General features: G+C 71.9%; 19 protein-coding genes and 1 pseudogene. 6 read left to right on the plus strand and 14 right to left on the minus strand.

The genetic code is table 11. The features are described from left to right. Positions 1-39: 39 nt before the first annotated feature. Positions 40-792, minus strand: a complete 753-nt coding sequence (locus JEK78_RS07145) for an MBL fold metallo-hydrolase (RefSeq protein ID WP_200263264.1) — start codon at positions 790-792, stop codon at positions 40-42. A 202-nt stretch (positions 793-994) separates the two neighbouring features. On the opposite strand from JEK78_RS07145, the gene JEK78_RS07150 reads away from it, so the two are divergent. Continuing rightward, complete coding sequence (locus JEK78_RS07150; RefSeq protein WP_200263265.1) at positions 995-1,459, plus strand: type II toxin-antitoxin system PemK/MazF family toxin; 465 nt, start codon at positions 995-997, stop codon at positions 1,457-1,459. A 55-nt stretch (positions 1,460-1,514) separates the two neighbouring features. Here the strand turns inward: JEK78_RS07150 and JEK78_RS07155 are convergent, their stop codons facing one another. From JEK78_RS07155 to clpS, 6 genes are all read right to left on the minus strand, one after another. Next, the gene (locus JEK78_RS07155) at positions 1,515-2,465 is read right to left on the minus strand and encodes a cysteine synthase (protein WP_200263266.1); all 951 of its coding nucleotides are present in this window, start codon (positions 2,463-2,465) and stop codon (positions 1,515-1,517) included. Positions 2,466-2,470: 5 nt separating this feature from the next. Then, positions 2,471-2,803, minus strand: a complete 333-nt coding sequence (locus JEK78_RS07160; protein WP_200263267.1) for a MoaD/ThiS family protein — start codon at positions 2,801-2,803, stop codon at positions 2,471-2,473. Between the two features lie 92 nt (positions 2,804-2,895). Then, the gene (locus JEK78_RS23765) at positions 2,896-2,991 is read right to left on the minus strand and encodes a putative leader peptide (RefSeq protein ID WP_346251059.1); all 96 of its coding nucleotides are present in this window, start codon (positions 2,989-2,991) and stop codon (positions 2,896-2,898) included. A gap of 131 nt (positions 2,992-3,122) precedes the next feature. After that, the gene (locus JEK78_RS07165) at positions 3,123-3,545 is read right to left on the minus strand and encodes a M67 family metallopeptidase (RefSeq protein WP_200263268.1); all 423 of its coding nucleotides are present in this window, start codon (positions 3,543-3,545) and stop codon (positions 3,123-3,125) included. A gap of 128 nt (positions 3,546-3,673) precedes the next feature. After that, complete coding sequence (locus JEK78_RS07170) at positions 3,674-4,282, minus strand: DUF2017 domain-containing protein (protein WP_200263269.1); 609 nt, start codon at positions 4,280-4,282, stop codon at positions 3,674-3,676. A 12-nt stretch (positions 4,283-4,294) separates the two neighbouring features. Continuing rightward, entirely contained in the window at positions 4,295-4,612 is a 318-nt protein-coding gene (gene clpS / locus JEK78_RS07175; RefSeq protein WP_200263270.1) for an ATP-dependent Clp protease adapter ClpS, read from the minus strand. A gap of 140 nt (positions 4,613-4,752) precedes the next feature. Here clpS and JEK78_RS07180 point away from each other — a divergent pair, with 140 nt between their 5' ends. Continuing rightward, positions 4,753-6,150: a nicotinate phosphoribosyltransferase gene (locus tag JEK78_RS07180; RefSeq protein ID WP_200263271.1), complete on the plus strand. Its 1,398-nt coding sequence runs from the start codon at positions 4,753-4,755 to the stop codon at positions 6,148-6,150. Between the two features lie 227 nt (positions 6,151-6,377). After that, positions 6,378-6,980: an isochorismatase family protein gene (locus JEK78_RS07185; RefSeq protein WP_200263272.1), complete on the plus strand. Its 603-nt coding sequence runs from the start codon at positions 6,378-6,380 to the stop codon at positions 6,978-6,980. Positions 6,981-7,114: 134 nt separating this feature from the next. Here the strand turns inward: JEK78_RS07185 and JEK78_RS07190 are convergent, their stop codons facing one another. The 3 genes and pseudogenes from JEK78_RS07190 to JEK78_RS07200 form a co-directional block, all read right to left on the minus strand. Then, the gene (locus JEK78_RS07190; RefSeq protein ID WP_200263273.1) at positions 7,115-8,320 is read right to left on the minus strand and encodes a hypothetical protein; all 1,206 of its coding nucleotides are present in this window, start codon (positions 8,318-8,320) and stop codon (positions 7,115-7,117) included. Between the two features lie 485 nt (positions 8,321-8,805). Continuing rightward, positions 8,806-9,126: pseudogene (locus JEK78_RS07195) on the minus strand (hypothetical protein); the annotation flags it as partial. 133 nt (positions 9,127-9,259) lie between these two features. Then, the gene (locus tag JEK78_RS07200) at positions 9,260-11,620 is read right to left on the minus strand and encodes an immune inhibitor A domain-containing protein (RefSeq protein WP_200263274.1); all 2,361 of its coding nucleotides are present in this window, start codon (positions 11,618-11,620) and stop codon (positions 9,260-9,262) included. A gap of 378 nt (positions 11,621-11,998) precedes the next feature. Here JEK78_RS07200 and JEK78_RS07205 point away from each other — a divergent pair, with 378 nt between their 5' ends. Further along, positions 11,999-12,298 (plus strand): hypothetical protein, encoded by a 300-nt coding sequence (locus JEK78_RS07205; RefSeq protein WP_200263275.1) that lies wholly within the window; start codon positions 11,999-12,001, stop codon positions 12,296-12,298. A 42-nt stretch (positions 12,299-12,340) separates the two neighbouring features. On the opposite strand, the gene JEK78_RS07210 is transcribed toward JEK78_RS07205, so the two are convergent. The 4 genes from JEK78_RS07210 to hppD form a co-directional block, all read right to left on the minus strand. Continuing rightward, positions 12,341-13,009, minus strand: a complete 669-nt coding sequence (locus JEK78_RS07210) for an RDD family protein (RefSeq protein WP_200263276.1) — start codon at positions 13,007-13,009, stop codon at positions 12,341-12,343. 185 nt (positions 13,010-13,194) lie between these two features. Then, positions 13,195-14,673 (minus strand): RDD family protein, encoded by a 1,479-nt coding sequence (locus tag JEK78_RS07215; protein ID WP_200263277.1) that lies wholly within the window; start codon positions 14,671-14,673, stop codon positions 13,195-13,197. Between the two features lie 267 nt (positions 14,674-14,940). Continuing rightward, the gene (locus JEK78_RS07220; RefSeq protein ID WP_242483374.1) at positions 14,941-16,296 is read right to left on the minus strand and encodes an FAD-linked oxidase C-terminal domain-containing protein; all 1,356 of its coding nucleotides are present in this window, start codon (positions 16,294-16,296) and stop codon (positions 14,941-14,943) included. A 149-nt stretch (positions 16,297-16,445) separates the two neighbouring features. Continuing rightward, positions 16,446-17,591, minus strand: a complete 1,146-nt coding sequence (gene hppD / locus JEK78_RS07225; protein ID WP_200263278.1) for a 4-hydroxyphenylpyruvate dioxygenase — start codon at positions 17,589-17,591, stop codon at positions 16,446-16,448. Positions 17,592-17,692: 101 nt separating this feature from the next. On the opposite strand from hppD, the gene JEK78_RS07230 reads away from it, so the two are divergent. Then, positions 17,693-18,193, plus strand: coding sequence for an Lrp/AsnC family transcriptional regulator (locus tag JEK78_RS07230; protein ID WP_200263279.1), 501 nt, complete (start codon positions 17,693-17,695; stop codon positions 18,191-18,193). 39 nt (positions 18,194-18,232) lie between these two features. Beyond that, positions 18,233-18,880 carry an ABC transporter permease gene (locus JEK78_RS07235; RefSeq protein ID WP_200263280.1) on the plus strand — a complete coding sequence of 216 codons (648 nt, stop codon included), beginning with the start codon at positions 18,233-18,235 and terminating at the stop codon, positions 18,878-18,880. Positions 18,881-18,906 lie beyond the last annotated feature (26 nt).

Genomic DNA, 18,906 nt, shown 5'->3' on the forward strand with positions numbered 1-18,906 from the left:
ACCGGCGACCGTGCTTCGGGGCGCGACACCCGAACGGCGTCAGACCTCGTAGGTGGCTCCCGGCGCGGCCAACTCCACCGGGCCGTCGAAGGCGGCGCGGGCGTCGGCCAGGTTGACCCGGGGGTCGGTCCACGGCGGGATGTGGGTGAGCACCAGACGCCTGGCCCCCGCGCGAGCGGCGCTCTCCCCCGCCTCACGGCCGGTCAGGTGCACGTCCGGGATGTCCTCCTTGCCGTGGGTGAAGGCGGCCTCGCACAGGAAGAGGTCGGCGTTCCGGGCGAGTTCGTCCAAGGCTTCGGTGACACCGGTGTCGCCGGAGTAGGTGAGGACACGCCCGGCGTGCTCGACTCGCAGGGCGTACGCCTCGACGGGGTGGGCGACCCGGTCGGTGTGGACGGTGAAGGGACCCACCTCGAAGGTGCCCGGCTTGACCGTGTGGAAGTCGAAGACCTCGCTCATCGAGGAAGCGGTGGGGGTGTCGCCGTAGGCGCAGGCCAGCCGGTGCTCGGTGCCCTCGGGGCCGAAGACCGGGAGCGGGGCGCAGCGGCCCCCGTCGTGCCGGTAGTACCGCGCGACGAAGTAGACGCACATGTCGATGTAGTGGTCGGCGTGCAGATGGCTGAGGAACACGGCGTCGAGTGCGTAGAGGTCGCAGTGGCGCTGCAACTCTCCGAGGGCGCCGTTGCCCATGTCGAGGAGCAGTCGGAAGCCGTCGGCCTCCACGAGGTAGCTCGAACAGGCCGATTCCGCGGACGGAAACGAGCCCGAGCAGCCGACGACGGTGAGCTTCATCGGGCAGAAACCTCCGCTGGCGCATGGGGGAGACGGGGTTCGTGCGGTCCGTCGAGCGTACGGCGGGATTCCCGGGGTGGCTCCTCCAGGAGGGGGCGTTGTGGGGGAACTCACCTGCACCGTCACCGGTTCGGCTGGATGCCTGGCGCGTGACGGGATTCGGGGGGCGCGTGGGAACGGCGTACGCCGGTACCGTCGTCTCATGGACACGTCGTGGTGGCTCGCGGGGGCCGCGGTGGTGGTGCTCGCCGTGGTCGCCGCCCTGGTGGACGGCTGGGGTCGGGCCCCCCGGCCTCGGCGCCGGCGCCCCGGGGGCCCGGCGGGACCGCCGGGACGTCCGACCGGTCCCGCTCCTCGCCGACCCCGCCCGGCCGAGATCTGGTGGGCGGCGGTGCCCTACGAGGAGGGGTCCGGATCGAAGGACCGCCCCTGTCTGGTGCTGTCGGTCGGGCGGGAGAGGGCACTGGTCGCGAAGATCACCTCTCGCCGCCGGGAGGGACGCCCCGGGGTGATCCCGCTGCCGCCGGGCGCGGCCGGGGAGGGCGGGGGACTCTCCGGGTTCCTGGAGACCGACGAGCTGCGCGAGGTCCCGGTGCCCGCCTTCCGACGGCGGGTGGGGGAGGTCGACCCGGTCCTCTGGGACCGGGTCCGACGACTCGCCCGCTGAGGCTCGCGCCCCCGTCGCGCCCCCCGTCCGTCCGCGTTCGCCCGAGCGCGGCGGCTCAGGCCCAGAGCTGCCCTTGGAGGGCCGCGACGGCCTCTTCGTCGGTCGCCGCCGTGTAGACACCGGTGGAGAGGTACTTCCAACCCCCGTCGGCCACCAGGAAGACGATGTCCGCGGCGGTTCCCGCCTTGACCGCGCGGTTCCCGACTCCGATCGCCGCGTGCAGCGAGGCCCCCGTGGAGACCCCGGCGAAGATGCCCTCCTCCCGCAGGAGTTGTCGGGTGCGGGCGACGGCGTCGGCGGAACCCACCGAGAAACGACCGCTGAGCACCGAGGGGTCGTACAGCTCGGGGACGAACCCCTCGTCGAGGTTGCGCAGCCCGTAGACCAGGTCGTCGTAGCGTGGCTCGGCGGCGACGATCGCCACGTCGGGACGGTGTTCGCGCAGGTAGCGACCCACTCCCATCAACGTTCCGGTGGTACCGAGGCCGGCCACGAAATGGGTGACGGACGGCAGGTCCGCCAGGATCTCGGGACCGGTGGTGGCGTAGTGCGCCCCGGCGTTGTCAGGGTTGCCGTACTGGTAGAGCATCACCCAGTCGGGGTGTTCCGCGGACAGTTCCCGGGCGACTCGCACGGCGGTGTTGGAACCGCCCGCCGCGGGGGAGGCGACGATCTCCGCCCCCCACATGGCGAGGAGGTCGCGGCGCTCCCGGGAGGTGTTCTCGGGCAGCACGCAGACGATCCGGTAGCCCTTGAGTCGCGCGGCCATGGCCAGCGAGATACCGGTGTTTCCGCTGGTCGGCTCCAGGATGGTGCACCCGGGGGCGAGCCGGCCCTCCTTCTCCGCCTGTTCGATCATGTGCAGCGCGGGACGGTCCTTGACGGAACCGGTGGGGTTGCGGTCCTCCAGCTTGGCCCAGACACGGACGTCGTCGGACGGCGAGAGCCGCGGCAGCCGCACCAGTGGGGTGTCGCCGACCGCGGCCAACGGCGAGTCGTACCGCATCGCGGTCAGGCCGTCCCGGCCCGCAGACGGCCCACCGCGCGCGCGGGACGCGGCCGGGCGGCCGAGGAACCGCCCGCGACGGCCGGCAGGACGGTCACGCTGTCACCGTCGGAGAGCTTGGTCTCGATGCCGTCGAGGAAGCGGACGTCCTCGTCGTTCACGTAGACGTTGACGAACCGACGCAGCCGCTCCCCGTCCACGATCCGGGCCCTGATGCCGGGGTGCCGGGTCTCCAGGTCGGCGAGGAGCTCGGCGAGGGTGTCCCCGGTGCCCTCCACCGCCTTCCGGTCGTCGGTGTACTGGCGGAGGATGGTCGGGATACGGACCTCGATGGCCATGCTGAGGACTCCTGTCGGGAGGGTCGGTGTGGAGCGTGACGGCGCGCGACGGCACCACCGCGCACCTCGTGGGGCGCGGCGGCGACGGGTGATCAACAGATGGCGCTGTTCAGCCTGCAGAGATCGACGTGCAACCGCGCCACGAGCAGAGTGCCCGGCGCCTTTTCGCCCACGTCGAGGAGAACCATGGGGTCATCGTATCGATTCCCACCCCGCCCCCCGGAGGGGGATCTCACTCCACGGACCCTTGGCATTCGCATGGCGAGACGCCCCCCGGACGGGCTCGGCGACCGGCCGGGTGAGCGGCCCCGCGACCGACTCAAGGACCGGCCACCACCCTGACGTCCTCCTCGGTCACCTCTCCGTCGACGATCCGGAACGAGCGGAACTGGAACTCCCCGGCGCCGTCGGCGTCCGCGGTGGACACCAGGACGTAGTGGGCGCCGGGCTCGTTGGCGTAGGAGACGTCGGTGCGCGAGGGGTACGCCTCGGTGGCGGTGTGCGAGTGGTAGACGACCACGGGCTCCTCGTCCCGGTCGTCCATCTCCCGGTAGAGCCGGAGCAGGTCCTGGGAGTCGAACTCGTAGAAGGTGGGCGAGCGCGCGGCGTTGAGCATCGGGACGAAGCGCTCGGGCCGGTCCTCTCCCGCCGGACCGGCCACCACGCCGCACGCCTCGTCCGGGTGGTCGGCTCGGGCGTGGGCGACGATCCGGTCGTAAAGGTCCTGGGTGATGGTCAGCATGCGGGCCAGGATAGGCGGGCGCGACGCGGCGTATCACGGGTCGGTACCGGCCCATCCGCATCCCGGACAGGCGACCGCGCCGGGGCGGCCCGAGGTGCGGGACTCGCCGGGGGCGGACGGGGCGCGGATCAAAGGGTCAGGGTGGCCACCAGGGTCTCCTGGAGGCCACCGAGCCACAGGTACGCCATCACCATCGGCTTGCGGGGGTCCTCGTCGGGAAGCCCGTAGAGGAGGTCGGTGTCGTCCTCGCCGGCGATCTCCAACCGGGAGCCGATGGCCAGCCGCAGGTCGTTGAGAGCCCCCAGCCACTGCCGGGACTCGTCCGGCGTCAGCGTCAGGACCGCTCCCCCCTCGCCGGCGGACTCGGCGGCGAGCAGGTCCAACCGGCGGACGACCACGAGCGCGTTGTCCCGCTTGCCCGCGCGCAGGTCGTTCTCCGTGTAGCGGCGGAACTCGGCCGAGTGGGCCCGCCGTTCCTCGGCCTCGGCCGGTCCGGCGTCCGCCTCGGGGTCCCCGTAGGCGTCCGGGAAGAAGCGCCGGAGCACGGGGTCCGATGGCGGCTCGCTCGGCCCCTCGGCGAAGAGTTCCGCGAGGGGGTCGTCGGGAGGGTCGGCGGCGGGCCCCGGGCCGATCAGCTCCAGGAGCTGCGCGGCCAGCGACCGGATGATGGAGATCTCGACGTCGTCGAGCGCGACGGCGGCGCCGCCGCCGGGGAGCGGTTCGAAGTTTCCTGGCATGGAGACGTATCGCTACTTCCGGTCCTGCTGCAGGGTGGCCCACAGCCCGTAGCCGTGCATGGCCTGGACGTCCCGTTCCATCTCCTCGCGCGAGCCACTGGAGACGACCGCGCGTCCCTTGCGGTGGACGTCGAGCATCAGCCGCGTGGCCTTGTCCTTGGAGTACCCGAAGTAGGCCTGGAAGACGTAGGTCACGTAGCTCATGAGATTGACGGGGTCGTTGTGGACGATCGTCACCCACGGCACGTCGGGCTCGGGCACGGCGAAGGTCTCCTCCGCCGGCTCGGTCTTCTCGATCTCGATGGGTGCGGCTGCCGTCACAGGGCCCATGCTGCCACCACCCGGGGGTGGGCGCACAAACGGGCGTGGCCCCTCGCCCGCCCGGCGGCGCCGGATCCGGGTCGCTTCGGGACGGAGGCACGCGTATCGAAATCGTCAGGATGACGAGATCAGGGGTACGCTTTCCGGCCATGAACACCGTAGATCCGGCCCCACTCCGAGCGGCCGGGCCCCAGCGCGCCCCGCGTCCGGACGGCGAGGCGTCGCCGGTGGACGTCCCCTCCACGGCGCTGTTCACCGACCGGTACGAGCTCACCATGCTGCGGGCCGCGCTGCGGGCCGGAACCGCCGATCGGCGATGCGTGTTCGAGGTCTTCGCCAGGAGGCTGCCGGACGGTCGCCGCTACGGCGTGGTCGCGGGCGTGGGCCGCGTCCTGCGGGCGGTGCGCGACTTCCGCTTCGACGACGACCTCCTCGACTTCCTCCGCGACCGGGGCGTCGTCGACGAGGCCACCCTGCGCCGGCTGGCCGCCTACCGCTTCACGGGAGACGTCCACGGCTACCCCGAAGGCGAGGTGTACTTCCCCGGCTCCCCGGTCCTGCGGGTCGAGGGGACCTTCGCCGAGTGCGTGCTCCTGGAGACGGTGATCCTCTCCATCCTCAACCACGACAGCGCCGTCGCCGCCGCGGCGTCACGCATGACGGCCGCGGCGGCGGGCCGTCCACTGATCGAGATGGGCGCCCGGCGCACCCACGAACTGGCGGCGGTGGCCGCCGCCCGGGCCGCCTACGTGGGCGGCTTCTCGGCCACCTCGAACCTCGCCGCAGGCTTCCGCCACGGCATTCCCACCGTGGGCACCTCCGCGCACGCCTTCACCCTGCTGCACGACGACGAACGGGAGGCGTTCCGCGCCCAGGTCGACTCCCTCGGTCCCGACACCACCCTGCTGGTCGACACCTACGACGTGACCGAGGCGGTGCGGACGGCCGTCGAGGTCGCCGGCACGGGGCTGGGAGCCGTCCGGATCGACTCCGGCGACCTGGTGTCGGCCGCGCACCGGGTGCGACGCCAACTGGACGAGCTGGGGGCCGCCGGAACCCGCATCGTCGTGACGTCGGACCTGGACGAGTACGCCATCGCCTCCCTGGCCGCGGCGCCCGTGGACGCGTACGGCGTCGGCACGCGTCTGGTGACCGGGTCGGGCCACCCCACCGCCGCCATGGTCTACAAGCTGGTCGCTCGGGCCACGTCGGCCGATCCGGGGGCCCCGCTGGTCCCGGTGGCCAAGCGGGCCACCGGGGGGAAGACCTCCGTCGGCGGGCGCAAGTGGGCGGCGCGCAGGGTGGACGAGGCCGGGACCCCGATCGCCGAAGTGGTCGGCACCGGGCCGGTGCCCGAGGACCTCGCCGACCGAGGACTGCTCGTCCCGCTGATCGAGGGCGGGGAGATCGTGGGCCGTGAGCCGTTGGACGCCGCCCGCGACCGACACGCGGCCGTCCGCGCGTGCCTGCCCGCCTCCGCCACCCGCCTCTCCCCCGGCGACCCGGCACTCCCGACGGAGTACCTGGGGGTCCACGGGCAGGGATAGTACGGTCTCGGCCGAGGCGACGCCGCCGACACGAGGCCGGGGCGGTGGACCCTGTCGAGGCCGCCGGGCCGGTGGCGTCGCCCGCGGACCTGCGGCGGCGTGTGGCGGGCGCGACGCCACACGGACGGACGTGGCCCCTCCCGGACCGGGCCCGGACTGCCTAGGCTCGAGGACACGGCCCCCGCCGTCCGTCCACACAGCCGCCCGAGAGTCGAGGGACCAACGTCATGCGCCGTGCCCTGATCGTCGTCGACGTGCAGAACGACTTCTGCGAGGGAGGCAGCCTCGCGGTCGCCGGCGGCGCCGACGTGGCCGCCGCGATCACCGAGCTGATCGCGCGGTCGCCCGCAGGCGAGCGGCACGTGGTGGCCACCCGTGACCGGCACATCGCTCCCGGTGGCCATTTCGCCGACGACCCGGACTACGTGCGTTCCTGGCCAGCGCACTGCGTGGCCGGCACGGAGGGGGTGGGCTTCCACCCCAATCTCGCCCCCGCCGTCGCCTCCGGCGCCGTGGAGGCCGTCTTCGACAAGGGCGCCTACACGGCCGCCTACAGCGGCTTCGAGGGAGTCGACGAGAACGGGGTGGCGCTCGCCGAGTGGCTGCGGGCCCACGGGGTCGAGGAGGTGGACGTGGTCGGCTTGGCCACGGACCACTGCGTGAGGGCCACCGCCCTGGACGCGGTCGGGGAGGGCTTCCGCACCCACGTCTCGCTGGATCTGACCGCCGCCGTGTCGGCCGCCACCGCCGAGCACGCCGTCGAGGAGATGGGCCGGGCGGGCGTGGAGCTGAGCGGGAAGCCGCTGCTGCCCCCGGCCAGGCACCAGTAGCGGGCGAAGACCCCGATGAAGCCGACGGCCGCCGCGCGGACGATCGGCGGACCCGCCGGCGTGGATCCCCGCCCCTTCCTCCCCACGAGGACGAGCAGGACGACTTGGTGGGGGACGGGAGGCCAAAGTGGATTCTATTTGACCGGAATGACGCACACCCGCAAACGTGGAGCGGCCGACGGGAAATCAACGAATGCATTGAATTTCAGGTCGTATTCATACTCGCCACCATCGGCGGGAATCCCCCTGTGTTGAGCCATGCTTTTCGGGTCTGACTCCCACGGCGCAATCTTCCTCACCCCGTCGGCGAAAGACAGCGTTCCCTTCGACCGGTCACCCCAGCTCCAGTCGAGAGAAGCCGCACTTGTCCCTTCGATGTGGTACTCGATTCGATAGCATTCGTACGTCCTGGATCCTTCTTGATACTTCGGGGGTGGACACCGCACCGAGATTCCGGCAAGGTACGCCCGGTCCGGGTTCCGGTAATCCTCCCGGCGCATCCCGTCACCCAAAGATTTCACCGTGCTCTCCTGTGGCCCGGAAAAGTGCCACCGAATACTGTTCTCTCCGGTGATCGCGTCCATGCGATCGGGCGGTCCCGTGGGAGGGGCGCATTCATCCACTTCAGGGTCGGGGGGTGCGGGAATTGTGAGCATCGTGTCGGCCATGTAATCGTATTCCACCCCTTCCTTGGGATTGCTCGGCATTTGCCGGGCCATTCTCACTCTTCCCCCGGCAGCGGGGCATTCCAGAATCCAGCCCATTTTGACCACGGCATCCGATACGACGCTCCCCCTCACCAGCCTCGGCCATCCCCCTCCGGGGTCTCTCACCCACTCGTCGGAAACGGATTTCACCTTGAAGTACACAGGTCGAGCCAGGATGGTCTTTCCGATGAGAGGGGTGATTTTGATCTTGTCCCTGACGCCGAAGGTGACCCTGTCCTGCTTGCTGACTGAATCCGCACTGCTCTCGCCAAATCCGAGCAAGCCGAAAATCGCACCGTCGGGAAGGTACGGATACTTCCGCCTCAGAGCATTCTCCGCCGTTCTCACGGCGATTCCCACGACGGATCTGATTGTACTGCGCCAGTCGTCGCCACCCCCGCCCAGAGGGATCGTTTGAGTCGTGGATCGCGTTTCTTCGATTGTCAGCTCGTGAGCTCCTCCTTTCACCTCGATGGTCTTACCCGCATCCTCGATGTAAATCCCGTGCCTCTGGTAGAACGGCAGGGCAACCGCGTACCGGAGACCGCTGGCAGGAATATCTCCGGGGTTCGAAAACGAACCCACCCCCATTCCGCTCACCCCGGGGCCTGCGGCAGTACACGTCTCGTTCATCTATCTCCGGCATCCCTGTCGTCGAATTTTCAGATGATGCGACCGTGCCGGGCGTCGAGAAGCGCGCGACCATGACGCCGGCGTCATGAATTTTCCACGCGATTGACCGTTCGGCAACAGGTTCGCGGGACAATCACCCCCCTGTATCGCGGACCGCGGCCGCGGGTCCTGTGTCGGTTGGCGAGGCGGGGAGCTGTCGAAACACGACTCCTGGGTTTCCGGGCCCTGTCGACCCGCTGGATTCGGGTGTGTCGGAGGGGACCGAGGCAGGGCCGTCGGAAGCGTTCGGGCCGCCGCACCCGGGTGAGCGGTGCGACGGCCGGCGCTCGGAGCTGACGCCCGAGGGCCGGCCGCTACCGGGCGGACCGACTCGGGCGCGTCCCGAAGGTGGTGCCGCCGCCGAGAGCGGGCCCCGGGGCGGGGGTCGCCGGACTCGCCCGTCGCGTCGACTCCCCCAGGGCTGCCCGAGGCCGCGGGGCCGGCGGGGAGGGCGGGCGGAGAAGCGCGCGGATCGGGTGCCACAGCTCCTGCGCGGACGCCACCCCGGCGACGGGCGCGGTGCGCCATATCAGGCCGTCCGGGTGGTGCAGGACCGCGGTGACCTCGTCCGGCGTGGGCGGGGCGGCGTTGCCCCTGAGGTAGATCGGTCCCAGACCGAGGTTGTGGAGCCTGGTCAGGGCTCGGGCGCGGTTGCGGGCGTGCACCAGCACCCGGACACCGGCGGGGCGGTCCGCTGCGGCGCCGGGCAGGTTCAGCGCCACGACGACGGTGCCGTTCGGCAGCTTGCAGAAGCCTCCTGCGGCCATACGGTCAGACCCCCGTGTCGGTCGGTGTCGATACATGTGTCAATAACAGGACCACATGAGGCACCTAAACACGGATCGGCGGTGACCCGCCAGGGGTCACCGCCGATCATGCTCTGACCTGCTAGGACTCGGGTCAGCTCCCGGCGGGGCCGACCAGCAGCTCCATCGTCGAGCCGTTCCGGGCCTCCTTGAGGATCCGGATCTTCGTGTTGGTGTCAGTGATCTTGACGCCACCCGTCGGGTTCGACTCGTCGTAGTAGTCGTGGGTGCGGTCGTTGAAGACCGACACACCCCTGGACCCGGGGATCAGTCGCGCCTCGTCGGCCGAGTGCAGCGTCATACCGTCGGTGCGGTACTTGCTGAACGTCGCGTCGTAGCTCTGGATCCGGTTGCGCATCAACGACCCGTCGGACCAGGTCATCGCCGTGGGGTGGGAGTCGACCGGGAGGACCAGGCCGGTTCCCGGGTGCTGGCTGGTGTTGTTGTCCAGCTGCGAGGTGTCCCACTTCCAGATCAGCAGGCCGTTCTGGTAGGCGAAGTGCTCCACCCAGTCCGGGCGGGAGGCGAACCCGAAGTTGTAGGGACCGACCTCCAACGTCTTGTCGTAGGAGACGTACTGCCGGTTCTCGGCGATGTAGTACTGGGCGTAGTCCTTGGTGAAGGAGGCGCCGACCCGGGAGAAGCCGTCGGCCCGCCAGGCGTCGTCGGCGGTCTCGACGTCGTCGCTGAAGACCGGCTCGCCGTCCTTGGTCACCGTGATCGCGTCGGCCGTGAAGCCCTGCTGGGCCACGCCGCCGTCGGTCTGGTAGCGGAAGCGCAGGTCGATCTCCTGGCCGGCGTACGCGTCCAGGGAGTAGGCGAAGGGGGTGTGGCCCTCCAGGGTGCCGTGCAGGGCCGGCTTGTCGCTGCCGTCCCTCGGGATCGGCTCGCCGTCCACGGTGCCGTCGAGGGCCGTCCAGTTCTCACCGCCGTCGGTGGACACCTCGGTGTAGAGGTAGTCGTAGTCGGCCTCGATGTCGTACCAGCCGTCGAAGGTCAGCTCCGCGGCGGACGCCCCGGTGAGGTCCACGGTGCGCGTGAGGGTGTTCCGCAGGTCGTCACCGCTGCCGCTCCACCACTGCGTGTCGCCCTGCGCCGGCGGGATGATCTCGGTGGTGACCTCCTTCTCCGGCAGTTCGACGACCAGCGCCTGCGCGTGCTTGGTGTTGTACTCGGCGACACCCAGCTTGTGACGCGACTTGGTGCCGGCCTCGGCCGTCTCGTAGTTCAGCCAGCCGAGCTGCAACTTGTCCCAGGCCGTCATGTCGCCCGGGAGGCTGCCGATGTCCTGACCGCCGGTGCCGAGCCAGGAGCCGGAGGACATCAGGGTCCAGAAGCCGGTGGAGTTCTCGCCTCCGCCCGAGGTGTCGTACAGGTCGGGAAGGCCGAGGTCGTGGCCGTACTCGTGCGCGTAGACGCCGAGGCCGCCGTTCTCCGGCTGCACGGTGTAGTCGCCGACCCACACGTCCGTGGAACCGATCCGGGCTCCGCCGAGGCGGTTCTCCTCGGGACCGGTGGCGCCGGCGTCGGTGCCGAAGGCGTACCAACGGTGGGCCCAGATCGCGTCGGTGCCCTGGGCGCCGCCACCCGCGGACTCGTCCTCGCCCGCGTGCACGATCTGGAAGTGGTCGATGTAGCCGTCGGGCTCGTTGAAGTCGCCGTCGCCGTCGAAGTCGTACCGGTCCCACTCGTCGAACCGGGCCACCTCGGCCTCGATCTCGGCGTCGGTGAGGCCGGCGTCCTTCTGCTGGGCCACCCAGGCGTCCAGGCCGTCGCTGACGACGTTCCACACGCTGGTGCAGTTGCTCTGGCCGCAGGCGTTGTTGCCGTAACGGGCCTCGTTGTAGGGGACCTTCACCCAGTCGGAGACCTCGCCCTCGACCGAGTAGCGGCCGGAGGACTGCTTCTCGTAGTAGGTCTTGACCGAGTCGACGCCCTCGCCCTCGCCGAAGTACAGGTCCTGGTAGTACCCGCGGTCGTAGTCGGCCCGCCAGGCGGTGGAGTTGTCGGACGCCCGGTCGGGCTCCGCTATCTGGTTGTGCAGCGGGCCCGGGGTCCCCCCGTAGCGGCTGTCGATCTCGTCGCCGAACTCGACGAGGATCGTGAAGATCTTGTCGGTGCTCTCCCGGCCCAGCTCGACGTACTTGGGCTCGCCGCGCTTGCTCTTGAGCTCGACGACCTTGGAGCCGTCCTTCTCCTTCACCTCGGCATCGCCGGAGATGACCTGCTTCAGGGCCTCCTCACGCTGGGCCTCCTGAGTCCGGCTCATCGGACCGTCGAGGTCGTGGGCGTGCCCGCCCTTCTCCGGGTGCGGGTCGCCGTCGTGGCCGTCCACGGCCGGCGGGAGGGCGGGAGCGGCGGCCTGGGCGACGCCGGCGGCGGACATCGTGGCGCCCGCGGCGGCGAGCGCCACCGCGGTGGCCGCCACTCTGAACGACCAGTTTCGTCTTCTCACTTGAGATCCTCCCCCGCGTGCGCATGCGCGGTGGGGGGTCAGATAGGTACAGAATCCGCGCACGCGTGAACCACGCGTGTATTCAAGTGACGACATTTGACAAGAGGTTCGCCCGAAAAACCAGACCTTGACTTGAGCAGGTCAACTGGACTATGGGACGCGCTCCGCCCCGCCGCCTCGCGCGACCGGACGGCGGGGTGGATCGGTCGGTGCGTGCCTCCGTGCGCCCCCTGTGCGTCGACGCCGTCGATTGCCGGAGGCATACGATCGGCCCCACTCGGGCATGCAGCCCACGAGAGCCGGTCGGCCGTCCAGTCAGCGGACGGCGACACCGGTCGCCCCGATCCCCCCACCACGTCTGCCGAGGACACCATGGCCATGCCCCGCCCGAGCGTCGCCCAGTACGCCTACGGCTCGTGCACCGTGATCTTCTCCGCCGTCGCCCTGCTCTCGGTGGCGGAGGCCGCCTCGGCCGGGAGCGCGGGGGTCGGGCTCGTCGCGGGTTCCTGTGTCCTGGCGCTGGTCCTCGGCCTGGTCGTCGCCCTGCGGGTGCCCGGAGCGGGGCGGGCCCCGGCCGCCTCGACCACCGAAGCCGAGCCGGGACACCCGGTCGGAGGCGCGAAGCTCGGCGGTTCCCCGGGCGCGCGGGAAGGTCGCTGGGGCGAGCGCGCGGCCTGACCCTGGGGCCCCGGGGACCGCCCGTGCGGCGGTCCCGCCGACTCAACGGACGCTGACCACCACCGTCTTGGCCGCCTTGTCGTGCAGCCCCTGTTTGTAGGGCTTGTCGAAGAAGCTCCAGCCACCGCAGAACGCCGTCCACAGACAAGCGCAGCAGAAGGCGAACGGGATCCACAGCACCGCGGCCCTGATCAGGGAGGTCCGGGTCGAGGGCGTGGCCCCGTCGGCGAGGTCGGCCACGCGCAGGCCGAGCCACCGCTTGCCGAGGGTCTGTCCTCGGCGGGCGGTGAGAATCGTGTCGTAGGCGATGTAGAGGACCGCCGCGATCAGCCCCTGTCCGAAGGAACGGGCGGCGGCCACCCCTTGGCTGTCCAGCCGGTAGTCGGTCACGTGAAACGCCCAACTGAGCAGCCAGACCACGATGCCGACCAAGACCATGTCGACGATCCGCGCGAGCGTGCGCCGGCCGCTGTCGGCCAGCGGAGCCATCCCCGCGAGCGGGTCGTCCCCGGGGCCCGCGCCGCCGGGCGGCGGCCCACCGTAGGGGCCGCCGGCGTACGACGGTGGGGCGTCATAGGGCGAGCCCGAACCGGCCTCCGCCGCGCGACCGCCGTCGGCACCCTGTTCGCCCTCGGGAGGCGGCTGCCGCTTCCTGAACGGGTCGTCGTCCGGACCCTGTCGACCCGGTTCCGGGTGCGGTTCGCTGCTCATGGCCCGAGTCGACCGCGAACCCGACGGCGCCGCATCCGGCGCGCCGCCGTCCGAGGGACCCCGCTCCACCGCGCGCCAGGCCGCCCCGCGCCCTCACTCGCCGGAGCGCCCGGTGCCGGTCCGACCGACAAGGACCGCGTCGGCGGCGCCCGCGCCGGCCGAGGTCCGACACGTCCGCCGCCGGTCTATCGGCCGTCGGCCACGAAGGTGTGCGCGGCCTTGTCGTGCCAACACTGGTGCCAGGGGCGGTCGAAGAGGCACCACACGATGCCCGCGACCCCGAAGACCAGCAGACCCGGCACGCTGAAGACGAGCCAGCGGCGCACGGCGGCGCCGAGCGACGGATTGCGGTGTCCCTCGATGTCCCGAACCTCCAGGCCCAGCAGCGCCTTGCCCAGGGTGCGGCCCCACCGGGCGGTGGGCACCGCCTCGTAGCCCACGCCGAAGAGCAGCAGGACCGCCAGGACGATGGCCAGGTACGTGCCGGTGGTGGAGTCGAGCAACCAGACCGTCACCGTCTCCCCGGAGAGCCTCGCGGCGTCGATCTTGCCGTGCAGGTGGTCGAGGGCGCGGATCCCGAGTGGCACGGCGACCAGTGCCGTCACCACCCCCACGACGGCGGTGTCCAGGAGTCGGGCGACCAGCCGTCTGCCGAGGCCCGCCGGACGTGCGGCGGCCATGCGCCGGGCGGCGGCCTGGAAGGGGTCGTCGGCGGGGGGCCGCCGACCCGCGGGCGCCGGTCCGTCGCCCGACCCGGCGAGCCGGTGCACCTGCTGCGCCCAGGAGGCCTGCCCGCCGCCCTCCCCACCGGGGTACGGCCCGAGAGCGGCCTCCGCCGGCGGGTGCCCGGCGGACCGGGGCGGCACGACGGCGGGGCCCGGGGGCGCGGCGGCGGCCCGGCCGGGAGGCGCCGAGCCGGCCGCGCGTTCGGCGGCGGCCTTCCCCGCGCCGAACCCTGGACCGCCGGGGCCCGCCCCGGCGGCGGCCGGCGGCGTCCCCGGGGCGGGTCGAGGAGCGGGCGGGAGAGGGGGCGGAGCGTCGGCCGAGCCGCCCGGCCGGTCGGTCTCGGCGCTCTGCCGCCGGGGCGGGAAGGCGCCCTCCCCGGGCTCCTCGGTGTAGGAGGGTGCCGACGCCCGGTGTCCGCCCGCGGGCCCCTGGGCCGGCTCTGGAGCCGCCGGCCAGGCACCGGCGGGTGCGGGGAGGTCCGCGTGGCGCGGGTCTCCGGTGCCGGGCGCCGCTCGGCCCGTCGGAGCCACACCGCGCGCGCCGTGCTCCCGGGCGCTCCCGGCCTCCGGCCACACGGGCCGGCTCGGGGCGGGCAGGTGGGGCACGCGAGGGTCGGCGACCGGGGGCGGGCGGTCGCCGGAGCGACCCTCCTCCGCCCCCCGGTGGGTTCCGGGCCCGACGGCGTCCCCGTCGCGGGGAGCGGACACCGGCCCGTCCACCACCGGATCCTCGTCGAAGAAGTGCGGCCCGGTCTCCTCGACGAAGAGCCCGGCGGGGGACGGTGGAGCGAGCCGTTCACCGGTCTCGGGCGCGGGGCGGCTGGTGCCCGGGACCCACGCGGTGCCGTTCCAGTAGCGGACGTACCCGGGGATGGACGGATCCGGGTAGAACCCTTCGCCGGGGCCGTCCTCGCCCGGGGCCGGGGTTGGGGCGCTCATCAAGGCCTTCCTTCGTGTACACCGGCCTTCGGACCGGGAGGGAACGAGGCTCTCGCGGTGCGGGACGAGCCGGTTCGCCGCCGGGCGGACCGGCGTTCCCCGGCCACCGACCGACACCCGCCTCACACGGGGTCCACATCTACCAGACGGCCGGGCTCCGCATCGCGGGTCCGGGCGGACCCGCCCCTTTCCGGTCGTTCTCGGTCACCGTGGCCGCCGGCACGCGCCCGGCGCCTCGCGCGGTACGGCGGTGCGGCCGGCCGAGGGTCAGAACAGCTTGCCCGGATTGAGAATGCCCAGCGGATCGAACGCCTTCTTGATCGCTCGCTGCGTCTCGACCCCGACCGGCCCCAACTCCCTCGCCAGCCACTCCCTCTTCAGGACGCCCACGCCGTGCTCGCCGGTGATGGTGCCGCCCAGTTCCAGGCCGAGCGCCATGATCTCGTCGAAGGAGGCGCGGGCCCGCCGTGTCTCCTCGGGGTCGTCGGCGTCGAAACACACGGCGGGGTGGGCGTTGCCGTCGCCCGCGTGCGCGCAGACACCGATGACGAGGTCGTGGGCGTCGGCGACGCGCCGGACGCCGTCGAGCAGCTCCCCGAGCCGGGATCGCGGCACGCACACGTCGTCGATCAGCGTGGTGCCCTTGAGCGCCTCCAGGGCGGGCAGGCACATCCGACGCGCCCCCAGGAGCAGTTCGGACTCGGCCGCGTCGTCGGCGGGAACGACCGCGGTGGCCCCGGCGGCCTCGCACAGCGCTCCGACGGCACCGATCTCGGCCGCCGGTTCGGGGGTGTCGAAGGCGGCGAGGAGGAGAGCCTCCGTGGAACCGGGCAACCCCATCCGCGTCAGGGCGTCGACCGCCCGCAGGGTCGTCCCGTCCATGAGTTCGAGGAGTGCCGGGGTGTGTCCGGCCGTCATGATCCGGCAGACGGCGTCGCAGGCCGCCGCGGTGGAGCCGAACTCGGCCGCCAGGACGAGCTGTTCGGGCGGTCGGGGACGCAGGGCCAGCACGGCGCGGACGACCACGCCCAGGGAACCCTCGGACCCGACGAACAGGCGCGTCAGGTCGTATCCCGCGACCCCCTTGGCGGTGCGCCGGCCGGTGGACAGCAACCGGCCGTCGGCGAGCACCACGTCGAGCCCGAGGACGTACTCGGCGGTCACACCGTACTTCACGCAACACAACCCGCCCGAAGCCGTGGCGATGTTGCCCCCGATGGTGCAGGTGTCCCGGCTGGAGGGATCGGGAGGGTAGTGGAGGCCGTACTCGCCCGCCGCCCGCGAGAGCGCGGCGTTGACCACTCCGGGCTCGACGACGGCGACGCGATCGGTGGGGCTGATCTCCAGGATGCGGTCCATCCGGGTCAGCGAGAGCACGAGGCAGCCGTCGGAGGCGTTGGCGCCCCCGGACAGGCCGGTGCGAGCGCCCTGGGGGACGACGGGGACGCGGCACTCGGTGGCGGTCCGCAGCACGTGCCGGACCTCATCGACGGTGCGGGGCAGGACGACGGCGACGGGGGTGCCCGAGGGGCAGAGGCCGGCCATGTCACGGGCGTAGGCGACGGTGACGTCGGGATCGGTGATCACGGCCCCGGCGGGGACGCCCTCGCGCAGGAGCCGCACGAGACGTCCCTCCGCCGCGCCGGCCGGTACGGGGCCCGCTGCGACACTGCTCACACCCCCAGGCTCGCACCGTCGGCGGCCCGTGTGAACCCCGCGGGCCGCCGGTTGGGCCGGACGGGGCGACGGGCTGCCGGCGGGCCCCCGCTCACTCAGAGGTTGCCGCGCTTCTCCTGCTCGCGTTCGATCGCCTCGAAGAGGGCCTTGAAGTTGCCCTTGCCGAAGCCCATGGAGCCGTGCCGCTCGATGATCTCGAAGAACACGGTCGGCCGGTCCTGCACGGGCTTGGTGAAGATCTGCAGGAGGTACCCGTCCTCGTCGCGGTCGGCGAGGATCCTCAGTTCGCGCAGCGTGTCGACGGGGACGCGGGTCTCTCCGACCCAACTGCCGAGGTCCTCGTAGTAGGAGTCGGGCGTGTCGAGGAAGGAGACGCCCGCCGCCTTCATCGTCCGCACGGTCCGCACGATGTCGTCCGTGTTCAGGGCGATGTGCTGGACGCCCGCGCCCCCGTAGAACTCCAGGTACTCGTCGATCTGGGACTTCTTCCTGGCAACGGCGGGCTCGTTGATCGGGAACTTGACCTTGAGGGTGCCGTCCGCGACCACCTTCGACATCAGCGCGCTGTACTCGGTGGCGATGTCGTCGCCCACGAACTCCTTCATGTTGGTGAAGCCCATGACCCGGTTGTAGAACCCGACCCACTCGTCCATCCGGCCCAGCTCGACGTTGCCCACGCAGTGGTCCACGGCCCGGAAGGTCGGTTCGGCGGGCGGCTCCACCATGGGGGCGGTGGCCACGAAACCGGGCAGGTACGGCCCGTCGTACCGGGACCGGTCGACGAGGGTGTGGCGGGTCTCGCCGTAGGTGGCGATGGCGGCGAGGACCACGGTTCCGTGCGCGTCCTCGACCTCGTGCGGCTCCTCCACGGCGCGGGCGCCGTGCGCCACGGCGTGGGCGAACGCGGCCCGCGCGTCCGGGACCTCGATGGCGAGGTCGACGACGCCGTCACCGTGCTCGGCGACGTGTCTGGCCAGGCGGCGCCCCCGGTCGGTCGTCGGCTTGATCACCGACGTGAGGACGAAGCGGGCCGAGCCGTTCTCCAGCACGTGGCTCGCGGTCTCCCGTTCGCCGTTCTCGGGACCCCGGTAGGCGACCGTCCGCATGCCGAAGGCGGTCGAGTAGTAGTGCGCGGCCTGCTTGGCGTTGCCGACGGCGAAGACGATCGCGTCCATGCCCTTGACCGGGAAGGGGTCGGCCTGACGTGCGGTGTCGGGGGCGCGGTGTGTGGTCTGGGTCATGGCGGCAGGTTCTCCCGGACCCGCAGGGTGCGCAATAGTTCGCGCTTTCGCTGGGCATCCTGCCCAGTGGGGGCCCGGCCGGTGCGGGCGTTCTGTACAGGATGACCAACCGGGAAGGGGCGGATGTGGCGATCGACCGACTCGACGGACGGATCATCGGGCTGCTGGCACGAGAACCGCGGATCGGGGTGCTGGAGATGTCCCGCCGGCTGGGCGTGGCGCGCGGGACGGTCCAGGCGCGCCTGGACCGGCTTCAGTCGAACGGAGTCATCCGGGGATTCGGTCCCGAGGTGGACCCGGCGGCGCTCGGCTATCCGGTCACCGCGTTCGCCACGCTGGAGATAAGCCAGGGCCAGGGAGCCGACGTGCGAGCGCACCTGGCGGGCGTTCCCGAGGTCCTGGAGCTGCACACCACCACGGGGACCGGGGACATGCTGTGCCGGCTGGTGGCCCGCTCGAACGCCGACCTCCAGCGCGTGATCGACCGCGTCGTGGGGTTCGATGGCATCGTCCGCGCCGCCACGGCGATCGTGATGGAGAACCCGGTGCCGTTGCGGGTGATCCCGCTGGTCGAACAGGCGGCGACGGACCGCCGCGACTAGGGTCGCGGACGGGGCCGGCCTCCCGGAGGTGAGTCGCGGATGGGCTTCTGGGGCTTCGTCGCCGATCGGCGCGCGCAACTGCTCGCCGACGCTTTCCAGCACGCCTCCGCCGTGCTGCAGTGCGTCGCGGCGGCGACGGTGATCGGCGTGCTGGTCGGCGCCGCGACCTACCGCCGGGCGTGGGCGGGAAACCTGGCCACACTCACCGCCTCGACCGTGCTGACGGTGCCGTCGCTGGCCCTGATCGGCCTGCTCGTCCCGGTGGTCGGCCTGGGGGTGCCGCCGACCGTGATCGCGCTGACCCTGTACGGCCTGCTGCCGATCGTCCGGAACACCGTCGTGGGCCTGCGGGCGGTGGACGCGGATCTGGTGGACGCGGCCACCGGGGCGGGGATGTCGCCCGGCGCGCGGCTGCTCCGGGTGGAGCTGCCGCTGGCCTGGCCGGCGATCCTGGCCGGTGTCCGTGTCTCCACCCAGTTGCTCATGGGCATCGCCGCCATCGCCGCCTACGTCTCCGGGCCCGGTCTCGGCAACGAGATCTTCCGCGGGCTCGCCTCCCTGGGCAGTGCCAACGCCCTCCACCTGGTGCTCTCCGGCACGCTCGGCATCGTGGTGCTGGCCCTGCTGTTCGACGCCGGGTACGTGCTGGTCGGACGGCTGACCGTGTCGAGGGGGATTCGTGTCTGAGACGTCCCGGAGCGGCGGACCCGCCG

This window comes from Streptomyces sp. HSG2 (assembly GCF_016598575.1).
GTDB lineage: Bacteria > Actinomycetota > Actinomycetes > Streptomycetales > Streptomycetaceae > Streptomyces.

Excerpts from the sequence above, each read along its gene's own strand:
- JEK78_RS07145 (WP_200263264.1), bottom strand. The coding sequence starts at position 792 with ATGAAGCTCACCGTCGTCGGCTGCTCGGGCTCGTTTCCGTCCGCGGAA.
- JEK78_RS07150 (WP_200263265.1), top strand. The coding sequence starts at position 995 with ATGGACACGTCGTGGTGGCTCGCGGGGGCCGCGGTGGTGGTGCTCGCC.
- JEK78_RS07155 (WP_200263266.1), bottom strand. The coding sequence starts at position 2,465 with ATGCGGTACGACTCGCCGTTGGCCGCGGTCGGCGACACCCCACTGGTG.
- JEK78_RS07160 (WP_200263267.1), bottom strand. The coding sequence starts at position 2,803 with ATGGCCATCGAGGTCCGTATCCCGACCATCCTCCGCCAGTACACCGAC.
- JEK78_RS23765 (WP_346251059.1), bottom strand. The coding sequence starts at position 2,991 with ATGGTTCTCCTCGACGTGGGCGAAAAGGCGCCGGGCACTCTGCTCGTG.
- JEK78_RS07165 (WP_200263268.1), bottom strand. The coding sequence starts at position 3,545 with ATGCTGACCATCACCCAGGACCTTTACGACCGGATCGTCGCCCACGCC.
- JEK78_RS07170 (WP_200263269.1), bottom strand. The coding sequence starts at position 4,282 with ATGCCAGGAAACTTCGAACCGCTCCCCGGCGGCGGCGCCGCCGTCGCG.
- clpS (WP_200263270.1), bottom strand. The coding sequence starts at position 4,612 with ATGGGCCCTGTGACGGCAGCCGCACCCATCGAGATCGAGAAGACCGAG.
- JEK78_RS07180 (WP_200263271.1), top strand. The coding sequence starts at position 4,753 with ATGAACACCGTAGATCCGGCCCCACTCCGAGCGGCCGGGCCCCAGCGC.
- JEK78_RS07185 (WP_200263272.1), top strand. The coding sequence starts at position 6,378 with ATGCGCCGTGCCCTGATCGTCGTCGACGTGCAGAACGACTTCTGCGAG.
- JEK78_RS07190 (WP_200263273.1), bottom strand. The coding sequence starts at position 8,320 with ATGAACGAGACGTGTACTGCCGCAGGCCCCGGGGTGAGCGGAATGGGG.
- JEK78_RS07205 (WP_200263275.1), top strand. The coding sequence starts at position 11,999 with ATGCCCCGCCCGAGCGTCGCCCAGTACGCCTACGGCTCGTGCACCGTG.
- JEK78_RS07210 (WP_200263276.1), bottom strand. The coding sequence starts at position 13,009 with ATGAGCAGCGAACCGCACCCGGAACCGGGTCGACAGGGTCCGGACGAC.
- JEK78_RS07215 (WP_200263277.1), bottom strand. The coding sequence starts at position 14,673 with ATGAGCGCCCCAACCCCGGCCCCGGGCGAGGACGGCCCCGGCGAAGGG.
- hppD (WP_200263278.1), bottom strand. The coding sequence starts at position 17,591 with ATGACCCAGACCACACACCGCGCCCCCGACACCGCACGTCAGGCCGAC.
- JEK78_RS07230 (WP_200263279.1), top strand. The coding sequence starts at position 17,693 with ATGACCAACCGGGAAGGGGCGGATGTGGCGATCGACCGACTCGACGGA.
- JEK78_RS07235 (WP_200263280.1), top strand. The coding sequence starts at position 18,233 with ATGGGCTTCTGGGGCTTCGTCGCCGATCGGCGCGCGCAACTGCTCGCC.